This is a genomic window from Pseudarthrobacter sp. 05T312 (genome assembly GCF_056396685.1).
Window position 1 is genome coordinate 231,010 of the sequence record NZ_JBFTLY010000003.1, and the last position, 26,326, is coordinate 257,335.

Here is a 26,326-nt window from a genome sequence, read left to right on the forward strand (position 1 = left end):
ACCATGACTGGATGCATCCAGCACGGGAACTTTCCACACCCCTGGCACCTGCTCCCTGGCAGCGCACCGCGCTCGGGGCAAACCTCCTGGCGGCGGACGGCGGCCTGGGAGTGACCATCTTCGAAGAGATGACCACCCTGGCCGTCAGGACAGGCGCCATCAACCTGGGACAAGGCTTCCCCGACGAGGACGGTCCGGTTGAAATCAGGGAAGCGGCCCGGGCGGCCATTGCGTCCGGCGCCAACCAGTACGCACCGGGCAAGGGCCTCCCCGAGCTCCGCGAGGCGGTAGCAGCGCACCAGGAACGCTTCTACGGCCTGGCTCCGGATCCGGCGACGGAAGTCATCATCACCACCGGGGCCACTGAAGGCATCGCCGCTGCCCTTCTGGCATTTGCCGGACCGGGCGACGAGGTCCTGACGTTCGAGCCGTTCTACGACTCCTACGGTGCGGTCATCGGACTTTCCGGGGCCACCCACACGACCGTTCCCCTGGCTGCCCCGGACTTCATGCCGGACGTGGCGGCCTTGGAGGCGGCCTTCAGCGAGCGGACCAAGGTGGTGCTGCTGAACAACCCGCATAATCCCACCGGCGCAGTGTTTCCGCCCGCGGTCCTGCAGCGGGTGGTGGACCTGGCACGCCGGCACGGCAGCACCATCATCACCGATGAAGTGTATGAGCACCTGACCTTCGGCGTAGTCCATACACCGGTGGCCACCCTTCCTGGCGCGGCTGGGCGGACCATCACCCTCTCCTCGGCCGGCAAGACGTTTTCCCTCACCGGCTGGAAGATCGGCTGGCTGAGCGGGCCGGAGGAACTGGTGGCCGCCGTCCGCACGGTAAAGCAGTTCCTGACCTACAGTTCGGGCACGCCGTTCCAGGCAGCGATCGCCAAGGGATTGGCCCTCCCCGATGATTTCTATAGGGGCATCGCTTCTGCCCTGGAGCAGAAACGGGACATTCTCAGCGCCGGGCTCCGGGCCGCCGGCTTTGACGTCTTCAGCCCGCAGGGCACCTACTTCGTCAACGTGGACACGGCGCCGCTGGGCATCACCGATGCCCTGGACCTCGCCCGCCGACTGCCGGAACTGGTGGGGGTCGCAGCCATTCCCGTTCCGGTTTTCTGCCATCCGGAAGGTGCCGAGCAGACGCGCAGCCTGCTCCGCTTTGCCTTCTGCAAGAAGAACGACGTCCTGGAGGAAGCTGCCGCGCGGTTGGCTACCCTGCGCGGCAGGCTCTGATGCCCAGCCACGGGGCCGCCAGCCGTTTCCTGCGCACCACCGGCCAGCACGCCACCATCGAGCCCGATGCCTTTACCGACGGCGGCTACGTGCTCAGCATCGGCGGAGCCGAACAATCGCACGTCAACCTCGACCGGCCGGAAGACATCTTCTACGAATACCTCCGCAGGATCGGGCACCTCGTGGATTTGGCGGCCCCGCCCGGACAACCCATCTCGGCGCTCCACCTGGGTGCGGGCGCGTTGACCCTGGCGCGGTATATCCAGGCAACCCGTCCGGGGTCAGTGCAGTACGCGGTTGAGCTGGAGCGCGAACTGCTCGACTTCGTCCTGCGGCACCTTCCCATGCCCGAAGGAACGAACCTGACCACCATCATCGGCGATGCCCGCGAAGCGCTCGGTGCGCTGGACCCCGGCCTGGCGTTCGACGTCGTGATCCTGGACATCTTCTCCGGACCGGAGGCGCCGGCCCACATCGCCACGAGCGGTTTCTACCGTGAAGCCAGGGACCGCCTCCGCCCGGACGGGCTCCTGATCGTCAATGTCGGGGACGAACCGGCGCTCACGCTTGGTAGGAGCCAGGTGGCTGCAATGCGCAGTGCCATAGCGGACGTGGCCGCTTTTGCCGAGGCCGGCATGTTCCAGGGAAGGTACCCGGGCAACATTATCCTTGCCGGAACCCAGGGCCCCTGGCCGGAATCGTGGACAGCCGAGCTGGAAGCGCGCGGCCCGCACCCTGCCCGGGTCCTGGCGGGAGTGGACCTGGATCCGTTCTGCGCCCAGGGACCGCCCTAAGCGTCAGGGGAAGCAGGTTGGCCGGCCGTGGACTTGGCGGCGTCAGCAAGGTCGTCAGGGGTGATCGCATCGGGAACGAACGGCTCCGCGAACCACAGCCTGGTTTCCCCGTACTTCTTTTCGGCGAAGCGCGTCATCCCGTCCGGCCACCCCGGTTCAGGGGAGCGTGACGAGCGTTCCACCACCACCACGGCCCCGGACCCCAAATGGCCGGCGAGCTTCTGCAGCACGGCGGCGAGCGTGGCGTCCTCCAGCGGATACGGCGGGTCCAGGAACACGAGGTCCCAGGCGGCCGCCGCCGCGGCGCGGTCAAGGAACGGCTCCACCTTGGAGCGGTGGACCGTTACGGTTTTACCGCCCAGCACCCCATTGATGAGGTCTGCGTTGCGCTGGCACACGGCACTGGCCTTGGCGTCAGACTCGACGAGGTCCACCGACTGTGCACCCCGGCTGCCGCTTTCCACCCCCAGGGCACCGGAGCCGGCGTAGAGATCCAGCACCCGGGCGCCGGCAATCACGTCAAAGGCATCCAGTCGGGAAAACAGCGCTTCCTTGACCCGGTCGGTCGTGGGCCGGGTCAGCGATCCCGGGACGGCCGCCAGCGGTGTGCCGCCGGCCGCGCCGGCGATGATCCGCGTCACGGCATCCACCGCGGTTCGGCCGCGCCTGCTCCGTCGTTGCTAACCGCGTTCAAGGAACGCCTCCTTCTCGGGGTTGAGGTACTTCTCGATGGCCCCGGCGAGCTCGGGGTGGCCGGACAGCAGCGGGTCCCCGCCGACGATTGCCTGCGCGTCGTCCCTGGCACGGGCTATCACGTCCTCATGTTCGAGGACCCGAAGCAGCTTCAGTGTGGAGCGGCCGCCGGACTGGGAAGCACCAAGGATATCGCCCTCGCGCCGCAGCTTGAGGTCCTCCTGCGACAGGACGAACCCGTCCGTGGTGGCAGCCACAGCGTCCAGCCGGCGCCTGCTGGGGTGGCCCGCTTCAAGGGCGGTTACCAACAGGCAGGTCCCGGGCAGGCCGCCGCGGCCCACACGGCCGCGAAGCTGGTGCAACTGGGAAATTCCGAACCTGTCAGCGTCCAGGATGACCATCAGCGTGGCGTTGTGCACGTCCACCCCCACTTCGATCACGGTGGTGGAGACGAGCAGCTTGATGCGGTTGGCAGTGAATCCGGCCATGGTGTCCGTCTTCAGCTCCGGGTCCTGGCGCCCGTGGAGGGGAGCCAGCGGAACCCCGGCCAGCGCGGGCTCGCCCAGCAGGTGGTCCACGACGGCGGTGACGGATGCAAGTTCCCGGGCCTCCTCCGCCTCCACGCCCGGCGGTGCGGCCTCGCCGGGGCTGAAGTCGCCATCGTCGTCCGTCCCGATCTTGGGACAGACCACGTACACCTGGTGGCCGGCGTCAATTTCCTCCCGGGCGCGTGCCCAGATCCGCGCCGCCCACGCCGGATTCTCGGCAAGGCCCACGAGGTGGGTGCTGATCGGTGCCCGTCCCTTGGGCAGTTCATCCAGGGTGGAGGTTTCAAGGTCGCCGAAGACGGTCATTGCCACGGTGCGGGGAATGGGCGTGGCGGTCATGACCAGCAGGTGCGGCGGCTTCCTGGCTTTGGCCCGCAGGGCATCGCGCTGTTCCACGCCGAAACGGTGCTGTTCGTCCACCACGATCAGGCCGAGGTCATAGAAGGAGACGTTGTCGCTGAGCAGCGCATGGGTGCCGATAACGATGCCTGCGGTCCCGGAGGCGGCGTCGAGCATGGCCTGCTTCCGTGCCGCCGTTGGCATGGACCCGGTGAGCAGCGTGACCTGGACGGAAGGCCCGTTGCCGCCGGCCAGGCCGCCCAGGAGGCCGTCGCTGGAGAGCGGACCCAGGGTGCGGCGGATGGAGTCGAAGTGCTGGGTTGCGAGCACTTCGGTGGGGGCAAGCAGCGCGGCCTGGCCGCCGGCGTCCACCACCTGGAGCATGGCACGCAACGCCACGACGGTCTTCCCGGAGCCCACTTCGCCCTGCAGGAGCCGGTTCATGGGCGTGTCCTGGGCCAGTTCCGCCGCGAGGGTCTTGCCGACGGCAGCCTGGCCGGCCGTGAGCGTAAACGGCAGCGTATGGTCGAAAGCGGCCAGGATCCCGTCGCCCACAGGACGCCGGGCGGTGGCTTCCTCCGCGGCAAGCTGGGCCCGGCGCCGGGCCAGGGCTGACTGCAGCACCAGTGCTTCCTGGTAACGGAACCGGTCGCGGGCACGTTTCCAGTCGCCGGCAGTTTCGGGAACGTGGATGAGGCGGTAGGCGTCCGCGACGGGGAGGAAGCCTTCCCTGGCTGCGACCTCCGGCGGGACCGGGTCCGGCAGCGAGCCAAGGTCGGAAGTTTCGAGCAGCGTGGCGATCACTTTCTGGATCTTCCAGCTGGGTAGCTTGGCCGTGGCCGGATAGACCGGTATCGGCATGGCGGCAAGTTTCTCCGGGTCTTTGCCGGCGTCGCTGAACGGATCTTCGTCCAGGAGCTGGAAGTCGGGGTTGGTAAGGCCCAGCTTCCCCTTGAAACTGGTTACCCGGCCCGAAAACAAGGCGCGGCGTCCCTGCAGGAGCTCGTTTTTCGCCTTGAACCCGTTGAAGAAGCTGATTTTCAGGGTGCCCGGAACTTTGCCGGTGTAATCCCGCCCGCCGACCAGGCGCAGTCCCTGCTTCCCGTCGTCGTCTGAGACGATGACGTCGGTGATGGTCCCGCGCCGTGCCTGCATCTGCCGGGTGCTGCTGGAGAGGACCCTGGCTATAAGGGTCACGTCCTCATCCAGCGGAAGCTCAGCGATGGGGGTCAACTCGCCGCGGCTCATGTAGCGGCGGGGGTAGTAGTTCAGGAGGCCCTCAACCGTGGTGATGCCGAGGTGTTTCTCAATGACGGCCGCTGAGCGCTTCCCGATTCGCCGCTCCAGGGCCAGCTCCAGTTCAGCGTTCATGCCCGCCGGTGTTCACCGCGTCCGCACCCGGATCCCGCGGCAGGGCCAGTTCGCTGATGCTGATCTGGGAGGGTTCTCCCAGGGACCGGATAATCCCTACGGCCGGGGCGGCGTCCGGCACGTGCACGTGCACCCGCCACCGGTAGTTGCCATCGGCGTCCGGCCCGTTGCCCACCTGGCTCATGATTACTGACTCGCCGATTTCGTCGAGCCGCTGCCGCAGGGTGGCGGCATTCAGCGGCGACAGGCTGATGGTGCACATGACTTCCACGCCGTCGTCGGCCGGCATGGACGTGTGGATGTGGGGATCGGAGACGTCGTAGCCATGGAGGCCGTCGAGAAGCTCCCCCTGCAGTTCCTCCCCCATGACGGCGGAGCGGAGGCAGTCAAGGATCAGCAGCATTCCCACACCACCTGCATCCACCACATGGGCAGACTGGAGCGCATCGAGCTGTTCTTCGGTGTGGATCACGGCGGCCAGCGCCCCCTCCACCGCCGCGTCCAGGGCAAGGCCCAGGGCGTGGTTGCTGTCATCGCCGTCCTGGCCGGCGTCTACGGCGGCGGCCGCACGTGCCGCCGCTTCCATGACTGAAAGCATGGTTCCGGGAACGGGATCGCTCAGGGCAGACCACGCCCGGATCTGCGCGCGGTTCAGGGCCGCCGAGAGCAGGGTGGACGTCAACCGGGTATGACCGGCGAGCGGCTCAGCTGCCGCACAGAGGAACACCGAGAACAAGGTTCCGGAATTTCCCCGCGCCTCCTCCATGGCGGCCTGGCCGGCCATGGAGAGGACTTCCCCGACGTCCACCGGGGCAGGCTGGTCAGGGTCGAGCACCAGCGAACGCGCCGCAGCACGGACCGTGAGGTAGAGGTTGGTGCCGGTATCCCCGTCAGCCACGGGAAAGATATTGATGGCGTTGAGCCGGTCGCTGTGGTTTCCCAGGGCAGTTTCAGCCTTGCCCAGCCACCTCTTCATGGCCAGCGCGTTGGCGGCAACCTTAGTATGCAAAGTGATCCCATCCCCCGGTGTCCGCGGCCCGGCCAGCTATCAGGACACCCGGGCCTTCGTCGGTGCCGAGTGCATGTATCGAGCCTATCGCAGTGAATCCGGGTGGCAGCTGAACATCGGCAGGGAATGTGGCCAGCAGCCCGTGGTCCTCACCGCCGCCCAGCACCCATGGCGCCGCATCCGCTCCCAGCCGCGCCGCGGCGGGTCCCAGGAGTTCGGCCAACCGGGTCAGCCGTAACGGATCGAGGGTAACGGCGACACCGCTCGCGGCGGCGAGCCGCTTTCCGTCGCGCAGGAGTCCGTCCGATACATCCAGCATGGCTGTGGCTCCTGCCTCCCGGGCTGCAGGCCCGGCTTCCAGCGGCGGCCGCGGGCGGCACTGCAGGTCGACGAAGGCCTGCTCCGCGGGCGTCAGGATATCCGCGGCGATTCCCGATTCGAGGAGGGCAAGGCCCGCTGCCGCATGGCCAACCGTTCCCGCGAGCGCCAGGATGTCCCCCGGCCGGGCACCGGAGCGGAGCACCGGCCGGGCGCCGTCGAGGGTTCCGAGGACAGCGGCGGTCACGGAAATTTCCCGGCCACGGCCGAGGTCGCCGCCCGTCACGGAACAGTGGACTGCCCCGAGTTCCCGGATTCCGGCTGCCAGCCCGTCCGCCAGGTCCTCCACCCAGGCGACCGGGGTGTCGACGGGGAGCGTGAGGCTGACCACCATGGAGGTGGCCCGGGCACCCATGGCATTGATGTCGCTAAGGTTCTGCGCCGCTGCTTTCCAGCCGACGTCGAACCCGGTGGTGCGGTAGCCGCTGGGCCACAGCATACGGAAATCCTGGTCCTGGACCTGGGTGTCGATGCTGATGACGGTTCGCCCGTCCGGTGCCGCGACAATGGCGGCGTCGTCCCCCGGCCCAAGCAACGTGCTTACATTGTGCCCGGCCTCCATCCGGAGGCGCGGAAAGATCCGGGCCAGCAGGTCGGCTTCGGAAAGCCCGGCCACGGTGGGCTGGTGGTCTACGCGGTTTCGAAGGTCTTCAGGCACGCCACTACGCTACCGCGCCCGGCCGACATTGTGTCCGGACGGGGGCGGCGGCGGCGATAGGCTGGAACCATGCACCATCCCCAGCTCCCCCTGTCCGCCCGCGCCGCCAGGATGGCGGTGGTTGGTGCTATTGCCGTCCTTTCCCTGGCATCCTGCTCCCCCGCAGTGGATGTCACCGCCGCGAAGGACGCCGCCAACCCGGCGTGCGCGCCCATGATGGTGGCCCTGCCCGATGCCATTGGCGATTCGAAGCTGCGGAAGACCAACAGCCAGGCCACCGCGGCCTGGGGCGATCCCTCGCTGGTCATCCTCCGCTGCGGCGTCAACGTGCCGGGGCCGACGACCGACCGCTGCGTCACCGTTAACGGGGTTGACTGGGTGATCAAGGAAGGTGATCCGGCGTGGACGCTGACCACCTACGGCAGGGAACCGGCCACGGAAATCGTGATGGATCCGGACAAGATCAGCTCCGCGACAGTGCTCGCGGACCTTGCGGCGGCTGCCGGCAAGATTCCGTCAACGCGGAACTGCGTGGGCCAGGAGGATCTGCAGAACCTGCCCAAGAGCCAGTAGGTTTCGGCAGGCTCAACCTCCGGACAGCCGCCGGTGGTGGGCCCACGCCGGCAGGGTTCCCTGGCCGAAGCGAAGCGAGGCTAGGCCGCCGGTGGTGGGCCCACGCCGGCAGGGTTCCCTGGCCGAAGCGAAGCGAGGCCTGGCCGAAGCGAAGCGAGGCTAGGCCGCCGGTGGTGGGCCCACGCCGGCAGGGTTCCTTGGCCGAAGCGAAGCGAGGTTAGGGTGCCGGTGGGGATCAGCGGAGGCCGGTGTTGCGGTGCAGTGCCAGGTAGATCAGTTCGTCAATGAGGTCGGCGTAGCCCAGGCCGGAAGCTGCCCACATCTGCGGGTACATGCTCTTGGGCGTGAAGCCGGGCATGGTGTTGATCTCGTTGATGATCAACTCGCCGTCCGGGGTGTAGAAGAAGTCCACGCGGCTGAGGCCTTCGGCGCCTACGGCATCAAACGCAGCAGCGGCCAGCTCGCGGACGCGGGCGATGGCCTCCGCGGGCATGTCGGCCGGGCAGCTGAGGGATGCTGCATCATCTTCGACGTACTTGGCATTGAAGTCATAGAACTCGTGCGTACCTCCGGCCACGGAGATTTCGCCGGGCATGGATGTACGCGGCGCATCAGTGCCCCGGCCTTCCAGGACCGCGCACTCGATTTCGCGTCCCACGATGCCGGCTTCGATCACCAGCTTGAGGTCGTGCCGCCGGGCTTCCTCGATGGCCGCGTCCAGCTCTTCAAGGGAGTCGACTTTGGAGATTCCCATCGAGGAACCGGCGCGGGCCGGTTTGACGAAGACGGGGAAGCCCAGCCGGTCGACCTGCTTCCGCACAGCTTCGGGGTCCTTGCGCCACTGCCTGTCCGTCACGGCCACGTACGGCCCGACGTGCAGCCCGGCGGCTTCGAAGACCACCTTCATGTAGTGCTTGTCCATGCCGACGGCGGACGCCAGCACGCCGGCTCCGACGTAGCGGGTGTCGGACAGTTCAAGGAGTCCCTGGATGGTGCCGTCCTCGCCAAAGGGGCCATGCAGTAGCGGGAAGACCACGTCAACGGCGCCCAGTTCCTGCGGGACCTGGTTGGGCGAGGCCACGATCAGCTGGTGTTCCCCGCCGATCTCGGCCAGGGTGACGGTTTCCGGCGACGGAACGACCTCAGGAAGCGACGAGGCCGCGAGGGACCATTCTGCGGCTTCAGCGGGGGCGAGAACCCATTGGCCGGTCTTGGCGATTCCGATGGGAATGACCTCGTACTTGTCCTTGTTGATGGCCCCCAGGACGCCTGCGGCCGTGACGCAACTGACGGCGTGCTCGCTGGACCGGCCGCCGAAGAGCACGGCGACGCGCGGTTTCCTGGTGGCTGTTTGACCCGTGGTGGGTGTGTCTTGGGACATGGTCAGTAATCGCCTTCAGGTTTCAGTTCCCGGGACAGCAGCACCGGCCCGAGTTGGTCAACGGACAGCTTGCCTGCCAGTACCGCCACGACGGCGGCAGTGATGGGCATTTCGACGCCGAGCTTGCCGGCAAGTTCATGGACGGCCTGGCCGGATTTGATGCCTTCGGCGGTCTGGGTCATCTTTCGGCCCACCTCCTCGAGCGTCAGGCCCTGGCCCAGCAGCCGCCCTGCGGTGTGGTTGCGGGACAGCGCGGAGGAGCACGTGGCCACGAGGTCGCCGAGTCCGGCAAGCCCGGCCATGGTCTTGGCTTCGCCGCCCAGTGCCAGGGCCAGGCGGGATGTTTCGGCCAGGCCGCGGGTAATGACGGAGGCTTTGGTGTTGTCCCCCATCTGCTTTCCCTCGCAGATGCCCACGGCCAGGGCAATGACGTTCTTGACGATGCCGCCAATTTCAACGCCGACGACGTCCGCCGTGGTGTAGGGCCGGAAGTATGGGGCCGTGCAGGTCCTGGCCAGCCAGCCCGCCGTCGCTGAATCCGAGCACGCCACCACTGACGCCGTGGGCTCCTCGCGGGCAATTTCCATGGCCAGGTTGGGGCCGGACACCACGGCGATGCGTTCCGGTGGCAGGCCGAGTTCCTGGCTGATGACTTCGCTCATCCGGGAGTCAGTCCCCAGCTCCAGGCCCTTCATGAGCGAGACGACGACGGCTCCGGGGGCGATCATGTCCTTCCATTCCCGCAGCTGCGAACGGAGCGACTGGGCCGGAACGGCGACCACCACGAGTTCGGCCCCGGACAGGACCTCGCGGACCTCAGTGGAAGCGGTGATGCTTTCCGGCAGGACGATGTCCTTGAGGTAGTCGCTGTTGCGGTGGCTGGTGTTGATCTCGTCCACCACTTCGGCGCGCCTGCCCCACAGCCTGATGGCACGCGGGGTGCCCGTGGCAATGGCGGCGTCGGCAAGGACTTTCGCGAACGTCGTCCCCCAGGATCCTGCGCCGAGGACGGCCACTGTCCGGGCCGCACCCGGCCTGCCGTCACCGGTCACTGGGCTTCCGTCTCCGCGCCGGGCTGCTGCCCGCGGTCAACGAACCGCCCGTGCTTGGACTGCTGCTGCTTGGCAGGGTCCCAGCGCTCGGCCGGCGGTTGTTCTCCGCGCAGGCCGGCGAGGAGGTCGGTGATGGCGTCCATGATCAGCTCGGTGGCTTCGCCCAGTGTGGCCTTGTCCAGCGGACGGCCTTTGAAGGAGCTGAGGTCCACGGGATCGCCCACGACCACCCGGGAACGCTTCCGGGGGAACAGGTGGAACCGCTTGCCGTACCGGGGGAAGACCTCGTGCGCCCCCCAGTGGGCGATGGGCACCACGGGGATGCCCCCTTCGAGGGCCAGCCGCGCCGCACCGGTGTGGCCCTTCATTGGCCACAGCCCGGGATCGCGCGTCAGCGTGCCTTCGGGGTAGATGATGATGGCGCCGCCCTCAGCCACGATCTCCTGGGCCACCTGCAGCGACCGGTTCGCGCCCGCCGTCGAACGCTCCACCGGCACCTGCTTGGTGGCGCGCAGGAGCGGGCCCAGGCCGGGAACCTTGAACAGTGCTGCCTTGGCCAGGAAGTGGGGGGCCCGTTTCTGGTTGTAGAGCATGTGCCCCACCACCAGGGGGTCGATTTCGGTGCAGTGGTTGGGCGCGGCGATGAAGCCGCCGGCGGGAAGTTTTTCCGTGCCTTCCCACGTTTTGGACATCATGAGGTTCATCAGGGGCCGGACGACGCCGGCGATGAACACAAATGTGGCCCTGCTCTTGGCAGATTCCTTCACGGTCCCGCTCTACTTCGTGGTGGTGATGTCGAAATCGGCGCCGAGGCCGGCAAGCTTCTCGGTAAAGCGCTCATAGCCGCGGTTGATGATGTCGATGCCGGTGACCCGCGAAGTTCCCGTGGCGGCCAGGGCTGCGATCAGGTGGCTGAAGCCGCCGCGGAGGTCGGGGACGTCGATGTCGGTTCCCTTGAGCTGGGTAGGTCCGGAGATGACGGCCGAGTGGAGGAAGTTCCGCTGGCCGAACCGGCATGGAACGCTGCCCAGGCATTCCCGGTGCACCTGGATGCTGGCGCCCATGCGGATGAGGGCGTCGGTGAAGCCGAAGCGGTTTTCGTACACGGTCTCGTGGACGATCGACACGCCTTCGGCCTGGGTCAGGGCCACCACCAGCGGCTGCTGCCAGTCGGTCATGAAGCCGGGGTGGACGTCCGTTTCGAGGACCAGCGGGTTCAGCTTTCCGCCCTTGTGGTAGAAGCGGATGCCGTCCTCGCCGATGTCCATTCCGCCGCCCACCTTGCGGTAGGTATTCAGGAAGGTCATCATGTCGCGCTGGGAGGCGCCCTCGACGAAGATGTCGCCGCGGGTCACCAGCGCAGCGGACGCCCAGGATGCGGACTCGTTGCGGTCCGAGAGTGCCCGGTGGTTGTATCCGCCGAGGTCGCGGACGCCCTCGATGCGGATGGTGCGGTCGGTCTGGACGCTGATGATGGCGCCCATCTTCTGGAGCACGGCGATGAGGTCGATGATCTCCGGTTCGGTGGCGGCACCGGAGAGTTCGGTGATGCCCTCGGCGCGGGTGGCGCTCAGCAGGACCTGTTCCGTGGCACCCACGGACGGGTACGGGAGGGAGATCTTGGCTCCGTGCAGGCCTTTGGGGGCCGAAATGTGGATGCCGCCCGGGCGCTTCTCCACGACGGCGCCGAACTGCCGCAGGACGTCCAGGTGGTAGTCGATGGGCCGGTCGCCGATCTTGCAGCCGCCCAGGTCCGGGATGAAGGCCTCGCCGATCGCGTGGATCAACGGTCCGCAGAGGAGGATGGGAATGCGGGAGTCGCCGGCGTGGGCATCGATCGCGGTGCTCGGCGCGGTCTTGGCAGCCTTGGGGTCAAGGGTCAGGTCGCCGTTGACGGGGTCTTTCTCCACCGTCACGCCATGCAGCTGCAGGAGGGAGGTAACAACCTCCACGTCCTTGATTTCCGGCACGTTCCGCAACACCGAGGGTTCATTGCCCAGCAGCGCCGCCACCATTGCCTTGGGGACAAGGTTCTTTGCCCCACGGACGCTGACGCGGCCTGTAAGCGGGACACCGCCGCGGATTGTCAGAACACTACTCATATACCGGTTTCCTCACGATCACTAGCCCCCAAAACCTTGCAAAGGCTCCAACCAAGCATAGGAGGTCGCGTTACCGAACCGAAATAAGGGGGCACCGGCGGCGGGGCGTGGCGGGGCCGGAGCCCCGCCACCGGATGGCTGCCGTGGCTAGGAAAGCTTTGCCGGCAGGGTCTTGGGCTTGAAGGCCGGGCGGGTTGCCTCGTACGCGGTGATGTCGGCCTCGTGCTGGAGGGTCAGCCCGATGTCGTCCAGGCCTTCCAGGAGCCGCCAGCGGGTGTAGTCGTCAATCTCGAAGGGTGCCACGATGTTGCCGCACACCACGGTCTTGGACTCCAGGTCCACCGTGACCTCGGTCCCGGGGGCGTTCTCGAGTTCCTTCCAGATCAGCTCGATGTCGTCCTGGGCCACCTGGGCGGCGAGCAGCCCCTGCTTGCCCGAGTTGCCGCGGAAGATATCGGCGAAGCGGGACGACAGCACAGCCTTGAAGCCGTAGTCCTTCAGGGCCCAGACGGCGTGCTCGCGGGAGGAACCGGTTCCGAAATCCGGGCCGGCCACCAGGACCGAGCCCGCGCTGTACGGCTCCTGGTTCAGGATGAAGGAGGAGTCCTTCCGCCACGCCGAGAACAGGGCGTCCTCGAAGCCGGTCCGGGTGATGCGCTTGAGGTACACCGCGGGGATGATCTGGTCGGTGTCGACGTTGCTCTGGCGCAGCGGGACGCCAATGCCGGTGTGCTTGGTGAACTTTTCCATGGTGTCGTCCTAGGCTGCGTCGATGCGGATGGCTGCGGGTTCGGGGGCCGGTTCAAGGTCCGACGGCGAGCTGAGCGTGCCGCGCACGGCCGTTGCCGCTGCCACCACCGGGGACACCAGGTGGGTGCGGCCGCCCTTGCCCTGGCGCCCTTCGAAGTTGCGGTTGGACGTGGAGGCGCACCGCTCCCCCGGCTCCAGCTGGTCCGGGTTCATGCCCAGGCACATGGAGCAGCCGGCGAAGCGCCATTCGGCACCGAAGTCCTTGAAGACCTTGTCCAGGCCCTCCGCCTCGGCTTCGAGCCGGACGCGGGCCGAGCCGGGCACCACCAGCATGCGGACCTGCGGGTCCTTTTCACGGCCGCGGATGATGTCTGCGGCGGCGCGCAGGTCCTCGATCCGTGAGTTGGTGCAGGAACCGAGGAAGACGGTGTCGACACGGATGTCCTTCATCGGCGTGCCGGCTTCGAGGCCCATGTACTGCAGGGCACGCTCGGCGGCGGCCTTGGCGTTCTCGTCGCCGAAGTCCCCGGGGGACGGAACGGCCTGGGACAGGGACACGCCCTGGCCCGGGTTGGTGCCCCAGGTGACGAACGGCTCCAGCGTGTCGGCGTCCAGGTCCACCTCGACGTCGAAGGTGGCGTCGTCGTCGGTCTTCAGGGTGTTCCAGTACTCGACGGCGGCGTCCCAGTCCGCGCCTTCCGGCGCGTGCGGGCGGCCCATCATGTAGTCGTAGGTGGTCTGGTCCGGCGCCACCATGCCGGCCCTGGCGCCGGCCTCGATGGACATGTTGCAGATGGTCATCCGCGCTTCCATGGACAGCGCCCGGATGGCGGAGCCGCGGTATTCCAGCACGTAGCCCTGGCCGCCGCCGGTGCCGATCTTCGCGATCACGGCGAGGATAATGTCCTTGGCGGTCACGCCGGGACGCAGGGTGCCCTCCACGTTGATGGCCATGGTCTTGAACGGCTTGAGCGAGAGCGTCTGGGTGGCCATGACGTGCTCCACCTCGGAGGTTCCGATGCCCATGGCCAGCGCACCGAACGCGCCGTGGGTGGAGGTGTGCGAGTCGCCGCAGACCACGGTCATGCCCGGCTGGGTAAGGCCCAGCTGGGGACCCACCACGTGGACGATGCCCTGTTCGGCGTCGCCCAGGCTGTGCAGCCGGACACCGAACTCCGCGCAGTTGTTGCGCAGGGTCTGGATCTGGGTGCGGCTGGTGAGATCGGCAATGGGCTTGTCGATATCCAGGGTGGGGGTGTTGTGGTCTTCGGTGGCGATGGTCAGGTCCGGCCGGCGCAGCTTGCGGCCGGCCAGGCGCAGGCCTTCAAAGGCCTGCGGGGACGTGACTTCATGGACCAGGTGGAGGTCGATGAAGAGAAGGTCGGGCTGGGCGTTGGCACCATCGCCGTCACCTTTGCGCACCACGTGTGCGTCCCAGACTTTCTCGGCCAATGTCTTTCCCATGGCCATCTCCCTTCACTGCTGTTTGGCTGAATAGTTCAACTGAATCAGGAGGCCTCCGCGCCGCGCCACCCGAAAGATTTGCATCTCAGATAATGAGACGGCAATATCATTACATGGACAATTCTAGTGGAGTCGGTGTCATTGATAAAGCGGCCCAGGTGCTTGATGCCCTCGAGGCGGGCCCCACCACGCTGGCGCAGCTCGTGGCCGCCACCGGCCTGGCCCGGCCCACCGTCCACCGCCTCGCCCTGGCGCTGGTGCACCACCGGCTGGTGAGCCGCGACATCCAGGGCCGGTTCGTGCTCGGCAGCAGGCTGGTCGAGCTCGCCTCCGCCGCCGGCGAGGACCGCCTGATCGCCTCGGCCGGCCCCGTGCTCATGCAGTTGCGTGACGCCACCGGCGAAAGCGCACAGATCTTCCGCCGGCAGGGTGACTGGCGCGTCTGCGTCGCCTCCGCCGAGCGCCCCATCGGCCTGCGCGACACCATTCCGGTCGGCACCCAGCTGTCCATGAAAGCCGGTTCGGCCGCCCAGGTCCTGCTGGCGTGGGAAGACCACGACCGGCTCCTGGAGGGTTTGCAGTCGGCGCGCTTCACCCCCACCGTCCTGGCAGGAGTACGACGGCGGGGCTGGGGACAGAGCCTTGGCGAACGCGAGCCGGGGGTCGCCTCCGTCTCGGCACCGGTGCGGGGCCCGTCCGGCCGGGTGATTGCCGCCGTCTCCATTTCCGGCCCCATCGAGCGGCTGACCCGGCAGCCGGGACGCCTCCACGCGGAAGTTGTCTGCAATGCCGGCCGCATCCTGACCGAGGCGCTGCGGAAGAACAACGACTAGGACCTTCCCCTCCCCCGGCCGCCCGCGCCGCTAGGCTGTGCCCATGGGCAGCTATGCAGTATTCCTCCGCGGCATCAACGTTGGCGGAATCAATATCAAAATGGCGGACCTCAGGGACGCATTGAAGACCTGTGGTTTCGAGGACGCGAAGACCCTGCTGGCGAGCGGCAACGTGGTGCTGTCCAGCAGCCTGGACGCCGCAGCGGTAAAGCGGGAGTGCGAAAAATGCCTCCGTGCAGCTTTCGGCTACGAAGCATGGGTAGTGGTGCTTGACGCCGCCTGGGTGGGCCACCTCGTGGAGGCCTGCCCCTATCCGGAGGACGACAAGTCCACCCACACCTACATCACCCTCTCCTCTGACCCTGCCGTCCTCGACGAACTGGAGGCGGCGGGTTCAGGACTGGACGGCCATGACCAGCAGCGGTTGGCACCTGAGGCCCTCGCCTGGCTGGCACCCGCGGGCGGGACACTGGACAGCCCGTTCAGCAAGATCAGCTCCAAGGCAAAGTTCAAGGCCGCGACCACCACCCGGAACCTGCGCACCCTGGTCAAGGTCCGCGACGCCGCACAGGCCCTCGCAGCCGGCTAGGCCAGCCGGCAGTCCCTAGGCCCGGCCGGCTTTCTTCAGCGCTTTGGTGAAGGCCGCAAGCCGGGCAACCTCCGCCTCCACCGGTTCCACCACCAGCTCCTGCGCCGCCGCTGCCACGGCACTGTTGAGCCGTCGTCGCGCCCTGGCAGCCCTGGCCCGGGCGGCCCCGGCCGCAATGAACCGCCCGGAGATCGCCAGGACGATTCCCAACACCAAGCCGAAGGCAATCATCAGGGTGGGCACCGGCCATCCCTCCACGCGGGGCACCTCCGGCACCGGCAGCTGAAGGTAGCCGAGCCCAGCCAGGACGCCCAGCCAGCCCAACCCGCCCAGCAGAATCAGCAGCGCCAGCCACTGCACCACGTTGAACGCGCCCCACCACCACGCTTTGCGGTTGGCACCGAGGTCCGTTCCGGCAATGGCTTGGTCCAGCGCATCGGGCAGGCGCTCCCGACCGTTCCTGGCCGCCCCCCGGATCGCTGCCCGCCACGGGCCGGGTGCTCCAGCGCTGGCGGAGTCCGCGAACTCCCTGACCGCTGCGTCGGTGCGTGCCCGCTCCGGCGCACCGGCCGGCGGCAATGATGTCCGGTTCAGGCCGGCAGGAGCACTGCTGCGCAGGTTGAGCCGCCGCAGCGGGTCAACCCGGAACCGGGAAAGCCAACGGGTTACCGGCCAGCCCGTACGGCGCACGGACTCCAGGCGGTACGACTGCCCCACGGCCCGCACCACGGCAGGCACGTTGGCCGCAATGGCCAGTTCGTCAGCGAGCCTTGCCTTGGCCGCGGAGCGGGTCCCTGCAGCGTCACCGTCACCGGAAGCCAGCCGAAGATCCTCCGCAGCTTTACTGATGTCCGCTTCCAGCCGCCGGGACTGGGCCTGCCGCTGGACTGCCACCTTATGGATCGCTGCGCGCACCTCACCGATTCCGGCCCCGGTCACGGCGGACGCAGGGAGCACCCGGACCTGTCCCAGCCCTTCGCCGGCAAGGATCGCGTGCAGCGAGTCAAGGACCGGCTGCACATCGTGCTCCGGCAGCCGGTCCACCTGGTTCAGGACCACAAGCGTGACGGCCCCATGGGACGCAAGGGGTGCAAGGAACCCGTTGTGGACGGCCGCGTCGGCATACTTCTGCGGATCGAGCACCCAGACCAGGACGTCCACCATGCCCACCATGCGCTGCACGATTTCGCGGTTGGCGGCGCGGGTGGAGTCGAAGTCGGGGAGGTCCAGCAGGATCAGCCCGGTCCGTTCGTCCGCGAAGCCCTCCACGGGCGCGGCGTGGTGCCGGTGGCCCACCTCCAGCCAGTCGAGGAGGGCTTCGCTGCCCGTTGCTCCCCAGACCCCTGCCAACGGTTCCGACGTGGTGGGACGGCGGGCGGCCGCCGTCGCGATTTCCGCGCCGCTCACGGCGTTGAAGAGCGACGACTTGCCGCTTCCCGTGGCGCCGAAGAAACCAACCACGGTGTGGTCACCGGAGAGGGAGCGGCGCGAACTTGCCCGCTCCAGGACATCGAACGCCTCCTGCAGCACCTGGTCCGGCAGCACGCCCTCCCCCAGTTCGCGGGCGTCCTGGAGGCCCTGGAGCCGGCCGTCCAGCCGCGAGGACTCCCGTGCCGCGCCGTGCCGGCTCACGCGCGCTCCGCCAACCGCGCAAGCTCTCCGGCCTGGGCATCCAGCGTCTGCGCCAGGGACGGGTGGCCGACCGGCAGCCGCTGCAGGAATTTCTGCTGCTCGTCCTGCAACAGCCCCTCGCAGCGCGCGGCCAGGTCCTCGCGGGCCTTGTCCGCCATCCGCCGCACGGCGTCCTCGCCGAAAACGGCTTCCAGCAGGCGCTGGCCTACGACGGCGGTACCGCCGGCCACGCCGATCTCGAGACCGGTCAGTCCCGCTGTCATCGAAAACACCACGATCATCAGTGCGGCACCAAGGCCGTTGATGCCGAACGACAGCCAGCGCGCCTGCGTGCGTCTGCCCTGGCCCTCGGTGCGGATCAGCTCCATCAATGCTTCCTGCCAGGCCCGGATCTCCGCGGCCGCCCGGTCTGCGAACCCGGGCGCAGTCCCGGACAGGTCATCCGCGGCCAGCAGTTGCCGGCCGGCCGGGTCCGAGCGCCACCGCCGGTCGGTGTCCTCGGCAGCGTTGGCAGCCTCGTCGACGATAACCGCCTGCAGGCCGGTCTCAATGGCCGTTTCCACCCGCACCGCCGGCGCGGGTTCGCCACGGAAGAACGCTCCGAGGCGGTCCCTGAACCGGCCCACGTTCTGCTCAAGGGTCCGGAAGAACTCGCCGGTGCCCACGAAGTCCTGCCAGCGTGCCAGGACTTCGCCGCGCAGCAGTGCTCCGTCCCGGGTTGCCTCCAGGATCCGGGCGGCCGCATTTTCATACGCCGCCACGGCGTCGGCTTCGAGCCGCGCGGCCGCGCGCTCCTGTTCACGCACGGCCCCTGCGAGGTCCGTGATCCGCTGGGCCAGTGCGCGGACCGTCCCGTTCAGGGTGCGGCGGGCCACGTCGGCGCGGCCCGCGGCATCGGAGGCCAGCGACTCCAGCCATTCCTGCAACTCAACCACGGCACCGGCAGGCAGCATCCCCTGAGTATCCAGGACTGTTTCGGCGATGATGAACAGGCGGCTTCCGGCCAGGCCTTCGCGGTCCAGCAGGCCCCGGAGGTCCTGGCTCACCTCCGCTTCGGCGCCCTGCGGCACCCGGTCCAGCACCACGGCCACCATAATGTCCCTCGAAGCGGCATCCAGGAGGAGCTTCCACGGGACAGCGTCGGCGTACCGGTTGGCGGTGGTGACGAAGACCCAGAGGTCCGCGGCTGCCAGCAGCTGTCCCGCGAGCAGGCGGTTGTGGTCCGAAATGGAGTCGACGTCGGGAGCGTCGAGGAGGGCGATGCCGGCGGGCACTGCTGGATCGGCCACCAGCACCAGCGAGTCTGCGGCCCCGGACTGGTCCCCGGGCCGGCTTGAAGGTGACGGACCGGCCGCCAGCGTTCCCCGGATGCGGGCCAGCCCCGGCAGGACGCGCTGGCCTTCAAACCAGGCTGCTTCAGCGGGGTTGTGCAGCAGGATGGGCTGGCGGGTGGTGGGGCGGATGGCGCCTGCGCGGGTAACGGGGTGCCCTGCGAGTCCATTCACCAGCGTGGATTTGCCCGCCCCCGTGGAACCGCCGACGACGGCAAGCAGTGGTGCATCCAGGCTGCGGTACCGCGGAAGGATGTAGTCGTCCAACTGGGCCCTCGCGGCAATGGTGTCGCGGCGGGCCTGGTCGGCGCCCGGAAGGGCCAGCGGAAGCGTGACACCGTCCAGCCCGGCGCGGATTTCCTCCAGGAGCATCACCGCGGCCATGGCGTGCGGTGATGGCTGGGAGGGGCGGCCGTGCTCGTCATGGGAGGTCACAGCAACATCATGCCAGTTGGGGCGTTTGGGGAGAGCGGCCGCGGCGCGTCGGTAAGCCGGGACCTACCCCGGCGGCAGGCATGAAGCTTTCCGTACCCATGACTGGAAGTGATGGGGCGTTCCCAAAAACACGGCAGGACGTGATGGGGCGTTCCCAAAAACACGGCAGGACGTGATGCGGCGTTCGGGCCGGCAGCCTCTGTTGTCGGGATAACAAAAATGGCCCCGGGCTGCTGCCCGGGACCATTTCCGATGGTGACCCCAGCGGGATTCGAACCCGCGTTACCGCCGTGAGAGGGCGGCGTACTAGGCCGCTATACGATGGGGCCGTGTACTTTCGGCAGCGTTTCCGCTGCTCAAGCTCAGTGAGTATTTCACACACCTTGCCGTGGTTTCAAATCGGAAAACCGAGTTGAAACCGCCTGTCCTGCGGCTGAAATCAGCCACTAAACCAGAGCTGGGATACCAGGACTCGAACCTAGAATGACGGTACCAGAAACCGTAGTGTTGCCAATTACACCATATCCCAATGGCACTTTCGGGCCGGCTTTCAGGGCTTTTTCCCTGCTCCGTGCGCCTCAGCACGAGAAATTACTTTACCCGAGACTTTCGGCTCGCACAAATCGGGTGCCGCGGTGCCCCCGGACCACTGCGTGGACCGATTGGAACAAACCCTTGCCCAGCCTCCGGTCCTATGGTTACCCTCGAGTAAGTTACCCATCGGTAACAATCTCCCTGCCCCGCATGTTGGGTCACCCACGAGGAAAACGGGAACGCCCTACCAGCCACGGTTTCGCCCCCGGGCAGCGTCGTCCGGCGGAAAGTTAGGAAGTGTCAGCGTTGACAACCCGCACAGCAACCATTGCCGCAGCAAAACCCAGACCCCGGTCACAGTCCATCGCGATCATCGCGTTGTCCCTGTTGCTCGTCCTGTTCCTTGCGTTCTACACCTACCTCACCGGACAGATCTCCAACGGCGCCGCCCAGCTGATGGACGGCGCCGAGCAGGCCGCCGCGGGAGCGTCGCAGCTCAAGGACGGTTCAGGCCAGCTGGCCGCAGGGGCCGGTGCAGCGAATAAAGGCGCTGTCCAGGTGAAAGACGGTTCCGTCAAAGTCAAGGACGGCAGCGCTGAACTGAACACCGGGGCCGCCGCCCTGCAGGCGGGAGCGGGAAAGATCTTCTCCGGAGTCCGCGACCAGCTCGCGCCCGGGGTGGACAAGCTGCATGCCGGCACCACGAAGCTGCAGAACGATGTCCTGAACAAACTTGTTCCGGGCGTGTACCAGGTGGATGACGGCGCCCGAAAGCTCCAGGCAGGCGCCGTGGCCCTCTCAGCGGCGCTGACTCCCACAGCCGGTGGAAACGCGCCGAACAACCTGGCCGACGGCGCGGGGCAGCTGGCAGCGGGCACGGGCCAGCTCGCGGGCGGCGCGGGCCAGCTCGACGCCGGTGCCACGAGCTTGAGCGCGGGGACTGCGGCGCTGAAGAACGGCACAGCCCAGCTGAAGGGCTACCCGGGTGCGGGCAACGACCCCACCAAGGGCGACGGACTCGCCGCGCTCAGCCAGGGCCTGGACCAGCTTGAAGCGGCCGCGAACGGTCCCCAGGGCCTGGTGCCCCTGGCGGTGATCAAGGACCAGATCGCAAAGCTGGCCGACGGCGGCCGCCGTGCGTATGCGGGAGCGGGCCAGCTGGATGCGGGGGCAGCAAAGCTTAATGACGGTGCCGGGCAGCTCAAGGCCGGAACCGGCACCCTGGCCGCCGGGGCGGGCCAGTTGAACGACGGTGCGGGCCGGTTGAAGGCGGGCTTCGCCACCCTGGCGGAAAAGCTCAATGCCACGGACCCACAGAACCCCGGCGTGGTGCTGGGCACGTCCATGCTGGCGGAAGGTACGGCGAAGATCAGGGTGGGAATGGACGGCGTCCCCGGGAACCCGGACAGCCCGGGCCTGATTTACGCGGCGAACAACCTGCAGGACGGCACCACCAAACTCAGCGCGGGGATCAACGGCGGCGGCGACCCGGAGAACCCGGGCCTGCTGGCCGGAACCGAGGCGCTCTCGGACGGTACCGTGGCGCTGAGCCGCGGTACCGGGCAGCTGCAGGCGGGATCAGCCCGGCTCGCTGACGGAACCGGGCAGCTGGCCGACGGCAACGGCAAGCTTGATGACGGCTCGGGCAAACTGGCCGACGGTGCGGGCAAACTGGCCGACGGCAATTCCAGGATCGCGGCCGGCACGCAGGAGCTGCATTCCAAAGTGGCCGCTGTCTCGCCGTCGTCGTGGCTGGACAGTCCTGTGGTCGCGCTGCTGCTGGTGGCACTTCTGGTGGCCGCCGCCGTCGGGGCCTACCTGCTCCTGCGCAGGCGTTCCATGCGGCCAGCCGCCGCGGCCTGACGGCGGACGCACTGCCGGGGCAACAACCGCGGTCCCGGGACAGGGCCGCGGTTGTTGCGTGCGGAGGTTATTGCAGCAGCTGGGCCAGGGAGGCGACGATGCCGCCGTCGAAATCCTCGACGACTTCGCCCCCGCGGTTGAGCCACACGCCCACCAGGCCGGCCGCCGTCGAGCCTTCGGCATCCAGCAGCCGGTTATCACCCACGTATAGTGTCTCGGCAGCGGGCGTGCCCAGCAGCCTGACCCCTTCCAGGTACATTGCCGGGTGCGGTTTGGCCACGCCAAGGGTGTCCGTGCCAACCAGGTGGATGATCCGTTCCAGCCCGGCGCCGTCCAGTTTGGCCCGCTGGTAATCGTGGACGTTGTTGCTCACTGCCCCGTAGGGGATGCCCGCACTGTCCAGGACATCCAGCAGGGGCAGCACGTCGGGAAACGGCTTGACGTACGCTGGTTGCTTCTCCACGTAGGCGCTGAGCCACCGGTGGGATTCCTCGCCGTCGGCCAGTTCAACACCGAAGTGCCCCAGCGCCGCCCGGCCGCGCAGCAGGCGCTGTTCGTTGAACGTCAGCTCACCTGCCAGGTACCGGTCGTAGTAATGGGTGGTTTCGTGGGTGAAGATGCGGCCGAACCGCTCCCACCCGGCCTGGTCCAGGCCGGGAAGGAGGTGTTCACTGACCTCGCGCAAGGCGGTGGTCATCGAATATTCGAGGTCCACCAGGGTGTCGTCGATGTCGAACAGGACGCCGCGGACAGCGCCGAAGGGCGTCTGCAGCACGCCGGTGCGGGCCTGGCTGGGGGCGGCCATCAGCCGCGGAAGGCGCGGAGCCGACGCAAGGATGACTCCTTGCCCAGGATCACCATGGACTCGAACAGCGGCGGCGAGACGCGGCGGCCGGAGACCGCGGTGCGGACCGGGCCGAACGCGAGGCGCGGCTTAATGCCCATGTCCTCCACGAGGGCCTGCTTGAGCGCGGCCTGGATGTTCTCCGCCGTCCACTCCGCCAGCGGTTCCAGCGCGGCGAGGGCAGCATCGAGCACCTCGGAAAGGTTCGCGGGCAGGCCCTTGCGCGCGTCGTCGGCAACGTCGACGGCGTCGTCCGCCTTGAACAGGAAGGCCAGCATCTCGGGCGCTTCCCCCAGCAGCGTGATGCGCTCCTGGACCAAGGGTGCCGCTTCGGTGAGGATCTCTTCCTCCCGGTCGGTGAGGATCTCCCCCACCAGGCCGGCTTCGCGCAGGTAGTGTGCCACGCGGTCGCGGAAGTCCTTGGGTTCCAGCATCCGGACGTGGGTCCCGTTGATGGCTTCGGCCTTCTTCAGGTCAAAGCGGGCAGGATTGCCCAGGACGTCATGGATGTCGAAATGCTCAACGAGCTGCTCCACGGTGAAGATGTCCTCGTCTGCGCTGAGGGACCAGCCCAGCAGGGACAGGTAGTTCAGCAGTCCCTCCGGGATGAAGCCACGCTCGCGGTGCAGGAACAGGCTGGACTCGGGGTCGCGCTTGGAGAGCTTCTTGTTTCCCTGGCCCATGACGTAGGGCAGGTGGCCGAACTCCGGCATGTACTCGGCAACGCCGATGGCGTAGAGGGCGCGGTAGAGGGCGACCTGGCGCGGCGTGGAGCTGAGCAGATCCTCGCCGCGGAGCACGTGCGTGATGCCCATCAGCGCGTCATCCACCGGGTTCACCAGCGTGTACAGCGGTGCGCCGTTGGCCCGTACGACGGCGAAGTCGGGGACGGATCCTGCCTTGAAGGTGATGTCGCCGCGGACCAGGTCGGTGAACGTAATGTCCTCGTCCGGCATGCGCAGGCGCAGCACAGCCTGCCGCCCCTCCGCCCGGTACTGGGCCAGCTGCTCCTCCGTCAGGTGCCGGTCGAAGCCGTCATAGCCGAGCTTGGGGTCCCTGCCGGCGGCGCGGTGGCGGGCCTCGATCTCCTCCGGGGTGGAGAAGGACTCGTAGATGAATCCGCCCTCGCGCAGCCGTTTGATGACGTCCTGGTAGATGTCGCCGCGCTGGGACTGCCGGTACGGCTCGTGCGGGCCGCCCACCTCCACGCCCTCGTCCCAGTCGATGCCCAGCCACTTCAGCGCGTCGAGCAGCTGGTGGTAGCTTTCCTCGCTGTCCCGTGCCGCGTCCGTATCCTCGATCCGGAAAACCAGCGTGCCCTTGGTGTGGCGCGCGTAGGCCCAGTTGAACAGGGCCGTCCGGACCAGTCCCACGTGCGGGGTGCCTGTCGGTGACGGGCAGAAACGGACCCGGACGGGCGTTTCGGCGGTGACGGGCGGAATGGAGGCGGCAGGTGACGAAGAAGCGATACTCATAGTGGCTTCAACTTTACCCGCCCCGCAGGGCGCGGCTTCCCGCCCTGCGGGTGGAGCGCTAGCGGCGGACGATGGGGTTGGACAGCCGGCCGATGCCCTCGATTTCCACCTCGAAGCGGTCGCCCTCCTTGACCAGCCCCACGCCGGCCGGGGTGCCGGTCATGATCACGTCGCCGGGCAGCAGGGTGAACGCCTGCGACACCACGGAGACCAGTTCCCGCACGCCGCGGATCATCTGGCTGGTGCTGCCGTCCTGGCGCACCTCACCGTTAAGCCGGCCCTGGATCTGCAGGTCCTCGGTGTCCAGGTCTGTCTCGATCCAGGGACCCAGCGGGGCGGAGGTGTCAAAGCCCTTGGCGCGGGTCCACTGCAGGTCGGTTTTCTGCACGTCGCGGGCAGTGAGGTCGTTGCCGCAGGTATAGCCAAAGATGACATCGTCCACACGGTCTTCCGGCACATCCTTGCAGATGCGGCCGATCACCACACACAGCTCAGCTTCGAAGGAGACTTCCTCGGAGAACTCCGGCAACACCACGGGATCGTTCGGACCGACGACGGCGGTGTTGGGCTTCAGGAACAGGAGCGGCTGGGCGGGCACCTCATTGCCGAGCTCATGCGCGTGCTCCACGAAGTTCCGGCCTACGCCGATCACCTTGCTGCGCGGAATGATGGGTGCAAGCAGCCGGACGTCCTCCAGCTTGTGGCGCACGGACGTGCGCTCCACACCGTTGAAGAAAGGGTCGCCGTGGATAACAGTGATTTCCTCACTGCCTGGCTCACCTTCCACAACGCCGTACAGGGGATCGGAATCGACGACAAACCTGGCAATACGCATGGCTCCTACCCTACCGTCCCCGCAGGCGCCGCCCGCCCTCCGCTTCCGCCGCCGCGCAGGTAGGAAAGCTGCGCGGCCACGGACAGTTCGGCCGCACGCCGGACGGAAGGGCCGACGTCGGCATAGACGGCGTCAGCCACCTCCCCTACGGACGCGTCCCGGCCCAGCCGGTCAAGCACGGCACGGATCTGCGCCAGCCGCTCCTCCCGGTGCGCCCGGTAGCCGCGGGCCGCAGACTCCAGGGACGGCAGCACCGGGCCGTGCGCAGGCAGTACCGTGGCGGGTCCCAGGGCCTCGAGCAGGTCCAGGGACGCGAGGTAATCGCCCAACATCCCGTCGGGATAGTCCAGCACGGTGGTCCCCCGGCCCAGGATGGTGTCCCCCGTGAGCACCGACCCGTGCCGCCCATCCGCCGGCAAGTGGAAGCAGGTGGAGTCGGAGGTGTGCCCCGGCGTGGCCACCACCAATATCTCCAGCCCCGCGGCCCGGATCACTTCCCCGGACGCCAGGGGCCCTCCCCCGCCGTGGCAATGTCGGGGGTCCAGGGCGCGGACAGGTGCGCCGGTGAGCCCGTGCAGGCGGGCGGACCCGGCAGTGTGGTCCGCATGCCGGTGGGTCACCAGGATCAGTTCCACGGGGCCGGCGCCTGCCAGTGCGGCAAGGTGCGCTTCATCCTCCGGTCCGGGATCCACCACCACCGCGGAGGCGTCCGGCGCCCCCCGCAGGACATAGGAGTTGGTGCCGTCCAAACTCATGGGTCCCGGATTGGGCGCAAGGAAGAATTGCGTGAGCGCGCTGCTCCGCTGCAGGACCGGGCCGGGATCGATAGTCACGGACCCATCCTTGCATCACCGGCCGGCCCTCCCCCAGCCCACGCACATCCGCGGCAGCGGAATAGAACGGCACGGGCCACGGGTTGGCACCAAAGACAGCACCACGACCTTCAGCAGGAAGCCTGGATACCACCCATGAGCACAGCATCCCTCGCAGACCTTCTCGCCCAGGCGGACACCGACGGCCACGACCATTCGGCCACCGAAAAGGCCACGGGGCTGCTGCACGTCCACAACCACGCCACGGGTGGCATCGTCTGGTTCCCCACCTGGAAAAAGTTCCGTGAAACCCAGGACTGGACCGATGCCGTCAGTGGCATCGCCGCGGAACTGGCCGATGCCTCCGCTCCCGCGGACCAGGCCGGCTCGGCACTGCTGGCGGCGGATCTGGAGACGCTGCTGGAAGCGGCCTCCCGGTCAGGCGATGCGAACGTGTTCGTGCAGGAGAACCTCACCAGCCACCTGACGCGCACCTGGGCCGTTGGCGACGCCGTGGCCAAGGCCAACGGGAAGGACCTGTTCACCGGCGGCACCACGCCCTCCGTGTACGCCGGCTATCCCTATGACGTCTACGCCCAGGACGGCGGCGTCTTCGCCACCACGCTCTGGAACGACCTCATCGACGCCCGGCGCAACAGGGCATTGGCGGAAGAGGCGGCCCGGAAGGCCCTCAAGCCGGTCTCGCGCAAAGCCATGAAAAACGCTGCGCGCAAGGCAGCCCGCCGCTGACCAACCTGCTGCCTGCCGGACCAAAGTCCGGCAGGCGCCG

23 protein-coding genes and 2 tRNA genes are annotated in these 26,326 nt (G+C 67.9%); 7 read left to right on the plus strand and 18 right to left on the minus strand.

The window, feature by feature from the left end:
* Positions 1-11 precede the first annotated feature (11 nt).
* Together AC1DIP_RS07080 and AC1DIP_RS07085 are read left to right on the plus strand one after the other, a co-directional pair.
* Positions 12-1,241 (plus strand): aminotransferase class I/II-fold pyridoxal phosphate-dependent enzyme, encoded by a 1,230-nt coding sequence (locus AC1DIP_RS07080; RefSeq protein WP_476211576.1) that lies wholly within the window; start codon positions 12-14, stop codon positions 1,239-1,241.
* Entirely contained in the window at positions 1,241-2,035 is a 795-nt protein-coding gene (locus AC1DIP_RS07085; RefSeq protein ID WP_477733315.1) for a spermidine synthase, read from the plus strand. The genes AC1DIP_RS07080 and AC1DIP_RS07085 overlap by 1 nt, the downstream gene beginning before the upstream one ends.
* On the opposite strand, the gene rsmD is transcribed toward AC1DIP_RS07085, so the two are convergent.
* The 4 genes from rsmD to thiL are packed head-to-tail and all read right to left on the minus strand — an operon-like array spanning position 2,032 to position 7,031.
* Positions 2,032-2,676 (minus strand): 16S rRNA (guanine(966)-N(2))-methyltransferase RsmD, encoded by a 645-nt coding sequence (rsmD, locus tag AC1DIP_RS07090; RefSeq protein WP_476211578.1) that lies wholly within the window; start codon positions 2,674-2,676, stop codon positions 2,032-2,034. The genes AC1DIP_RS07085 and rsmD overlap by 4 nt on opposite strands.
* A gap of 39 nt (positions 2,677-2,715) precedes the next feature.
* The gene (locus AC1DIP_RS07095) at positions 2,716-4,986 is read right to left on the minus strand and encodes an ATP-dependent DNA helicase RecG (protein WP_477733316.1); all 2,271 of its coding nucleotides are present in this window, start codon (positions 4,984-4,986) and stop codon (positions 2,716-2,718) included.
* Positions 4,976-5,962 carry a DAK2 domain-containing protein gene (locus AC1DIP_RS07100; RefSeq protein WP_141183379.1) on the minus strand — a complete coding sequence of 329 codons (987 nt, stop codon included), beginning with the start codon at positions 5,960-5,962 and terminating at the stop codon, positions 4,976-4,978. Before AC1DIP_RS07100 ends, AC1DIP_RS07095 begins: the two co-directional genes overlap by 11 nt.
* Positions 5,963-5,984: 22 nt before the next feature.
* Complete coding sequence (gene thiL / locus AC1DIP_RS07105) at positions 5,985-7,031, minus strand: thiamine-phosphate kinase (protein WP_477733317.1); 1,047 nt, start codon at positions 7,029-7,031, stop codon at positions 5,985-5,987.
* 69 nt (positions 7,032-7,100) lie between these two features.
* Here thiL and AC1DIP_RS07110 point away from each other — a divergent pair, with 69 nt between their 5' ends.
* A complete protein-coding gene (locus AC1DIP_RS07110) occupies positions 7,101-7,604 on the plus strand; it encodes a DUF3515 domain-containing protein (protein WP_477733318.1) in 504 nt (167 codons plus the stop codon).
* A gap of 235 nt (positions 7,605-7,839) precedes the next feature.
* Here AC1DIP_RS07110 and AC1DIP_RS07115 read toward each other — a convergent pair whose 3' ends face one another.
* The 6 genes from AC1DIP_RS07115 to leuC form a co-directional block, all read right to left on the minus strand.
* A complete protein-coding gene (locus tag AC1DIP_RS07115; protein WP_477733319.1) occupies positions 7,840-8,985 on the minus strand; it encodes a D-alanine--D-alanine ligase family protein in 1,146 nt (381 codons plus the stop codon).
* 2 nt (positions 8,986-8,987) lie between these two features.
* Positions 8,988-10,037: an NAD(P)H-dependent glycerol-3-phosphate dehydrogenase gene (locus tag AC1DIP_RS07120; RefSeq protein WP_477733320.1), complete on the minus strand. Its 1,050-nt coding sequence runs from the start codon at positions 10,035-10,037 to the stop codon at positions 8,988-8,990.
* Complete coding sequence (locus AC1DIP_RS07125) at positions 10,034-10,804, minus strand: lysophospholipid acyltransferase family protein (protein ID WP_477733321.1); 771 nt, start codon at positions 10,802-10,804, stop codon at positions 10,034-10,036. Before AC1DIP_RS07125 ends, AC1DIP_RS07120 begins: the two co-directional genes overlap by 4 nt.
* 9 nt (positions 10,805-10,813) lie before the next feature.
* Complete coding sequence (gene murA / locus AC1DIP_RS07130) at positions 10,814-12,139, minus strand: UDP-N-acetylglucosamine 1-carboxyvinyltransferase (protein WP_026265620.1); 1,326 nt, start codon at positions 12,137-12,139, stop codon at positions 10,814-10,816.
* A gap of 147 nt (positions 12,140-12,286) precedes the next feature.
* Positions 12,287-12,889 (minus strand): 3-isopropylmalate dehydratase small subunit, encoded by a 603-nt coding sequence (gene leuD / locus AC1DIP_RS07135; RefSeq protein WP_387556543.1) that lies wholly within the window; start codon positions 12,887-12,889, stop codon positions 12,287-12,289.
* 9 nt (positions 12,890-12,898) lie between these two features.
* Positions 12,899-14,353 (minus strand): 3-isopropylmalate dehydratase large subunit, encoded by a 1,455-nt coding sequence (gene leuC / locus AC1DIP_RS07140; protein ID WP_477733322.1) that lies wholly within the window; start codon positions 14,351-14,353, stop codon positions 12,899-12,901.
* A 113-nt stretch (positions 14,354-14,466) separates the two neighbouring features.
* On the opposite strand from leuC, the gene AC1DIP_RS07145 reads away from it, so the two are divergent.
* Positions 14,467-15,186: an IclR family transcriptional regulator gene (locus AC1DIP_RS07145; protein WP_009356552.1), complete on the plus strand. Its 720-nt coding sequence runs from the start codon at positions 14,467-14,469 to the stop codon at positions 15,184-15,186.
* A 43-nt stretch (positions 15,187-15,229) separates the two neighbouring features.
* Positions 15,230-15,775 (plus strand): DUF1697 domain-containing protein, encoded by a 546-nt coding sequence (locus AC1DIP_RS07150; protein WP_477733323.1) that lies wholly within the window; start codon positions 15,230-15,232, stop codon positions 15,773-15,775.
* 15 nt (positions 15,776-15,790) lie between these two features.
* On the opposite strand, the gene AC1DIP_RS07155 is transcribed toward AC1DIP_RS07150, so the two are convergent.
* The 4 genes from AC1DIP_RS07155 to AC1DIP_RS07170 all read right to left on the minus strand — a co-directional run bounded on the left by AC1DIP_RS07155 (position 15,791) and on the right by AC1DIP_RS07170 (position 19,702).
* Positions 15,791-17,407, minus strand: coding sequence for a GTPase (locus AC1DIP_RS07155; RefSeq protein WP_477733324.1), 1,617 nt, complete (start codon positions 17,405-17,407; stop codon positions 15,791-15,793).
* The gene (locus AC1DIP_RS07160) at positions 17,404-19,173 is read right to left on the minus strand and encodes a dynamin family protein (RefSeq protein WP_477733325.1); all 1,770 of its coding nucleotides are present in this window, start codon (positions 19,171-19,173) and stop codon (positions 17,404-17,406) included. The genes AC1DIP_RS07155 and AC1DIP_RS07160 overlap by 4 nt, the downstream gene beginning before the upstream one ends.
* Before the next feature lie 253 nt (positions 19,174-19,426).
* Positions 19,427-19,502: transfer RNA gene (locus AC1DIP_RS07165), tRNA-Glu, on the minus strand.
* Positions 19,503-19,630: 128 nt separating this feature from the next.
* Positions 19,631-19,702 (minus strand) — tRNA-Gln (locus tag AC1DIP_RS07170).
* A 302-nt stretch (positions 19,703-20,004) separates the two neighbouring features.
* Between AC1DIP_RS07170 and AC1DIP_RS07175 the strand changes: the two genes are divergently transcribed.
* On the plus strand, positions 20,005-21,570 hold the full coding sequence (locus tag AC1DIP_RS07175) for a hypothetical protein (RefSeq protein WP_477733326.1): 1,566 nt from the start codon (positions 20,005-20,007) through the stop codon (positions 21,568-21,570).
* Positions 21,571-21,637: 67 nt separating this feature from the next.
* On the opposite strand, the gene AC1DIP_RS07180 is transcribed toward AC1DIP_RS07175, so the two are convergent.
* Genes AC1DIP_RS07180 through AC1DIP_RS07195 form a run of 4 tightly spaced genes read right to left on the minus strand, consistent with a single transcriptional unit; the run spans position 21,638 to position 25,557 of the window.
* Positions 21,638-22,375 (minus strand): HAD family hydrolase, encoded by a 738-nt coding sequence (locus tag AC1DIP_RS07180; RefSeq protein WP_477733327.1) that lies wholly within the window; start codon positions 22,373-22,375, stop codon positions 21,638-21,640.
* Positions 22,375-23,889, minus strand: a complete 1,515-nt coding sequence (gene gltX, locus AC1DIP_RS07185) for a glutamate--tRNA ligase (RefSeq protein WP_477733328.1) — start codon at positions 23,887-23,889, stop codon at positions 22,375-22,377. The genes AC1DIP_RS07180 and gltX overlap by 1 nt, the downstream gene beginning before the upstream one ends.
* 58 nt (positions 23,890-23,947) lie before the next feature.
* Positions 23,948-24,724, minus strand: a complete 777-nt coding sequence (locus tag AC1DIP_RS07190) for a fumarylacetoacetate hydrolase family protein (protein WP_056335278.1) — start codon at positions 24,722-24,724, stop codon at positions 23,948-23,950.
* A gap of 5 nt (positions 24,725-24,729) precedes the next feature.
* Positions 24,730-25,557 carry an MBL fold metallo-hydrolase gene (locus AC1DIP_RS07195; protein WP_477733329.1) on the minus strand — a complete coding sequence of 276 codons (828 nt, stop codon included), beginning with the start codon at positions 25,555-25,557 and terminating at the stop codon, positions 24,730-24,732.
* 135 nt (positions 25,558-25,692) lie between these two features.
* Here AC1DIP_RS07195 and AC1DIP_RS07200 point away from each other — a divergent pair, with 135 nt between their 5' ends.
* Positions 25,693-26,286, plus strand: coding sequence for a hypothetical protein (locus tag AC1DIP_RS07200; protein ID WP_477733330.1), 594 nt, complete (start codon positions 25,693-25,695; stop codon positions 26,284-26,286).
* The last annotated feature ends 40 nt before the right edge of the window (positions 26,287-26,326 follow it).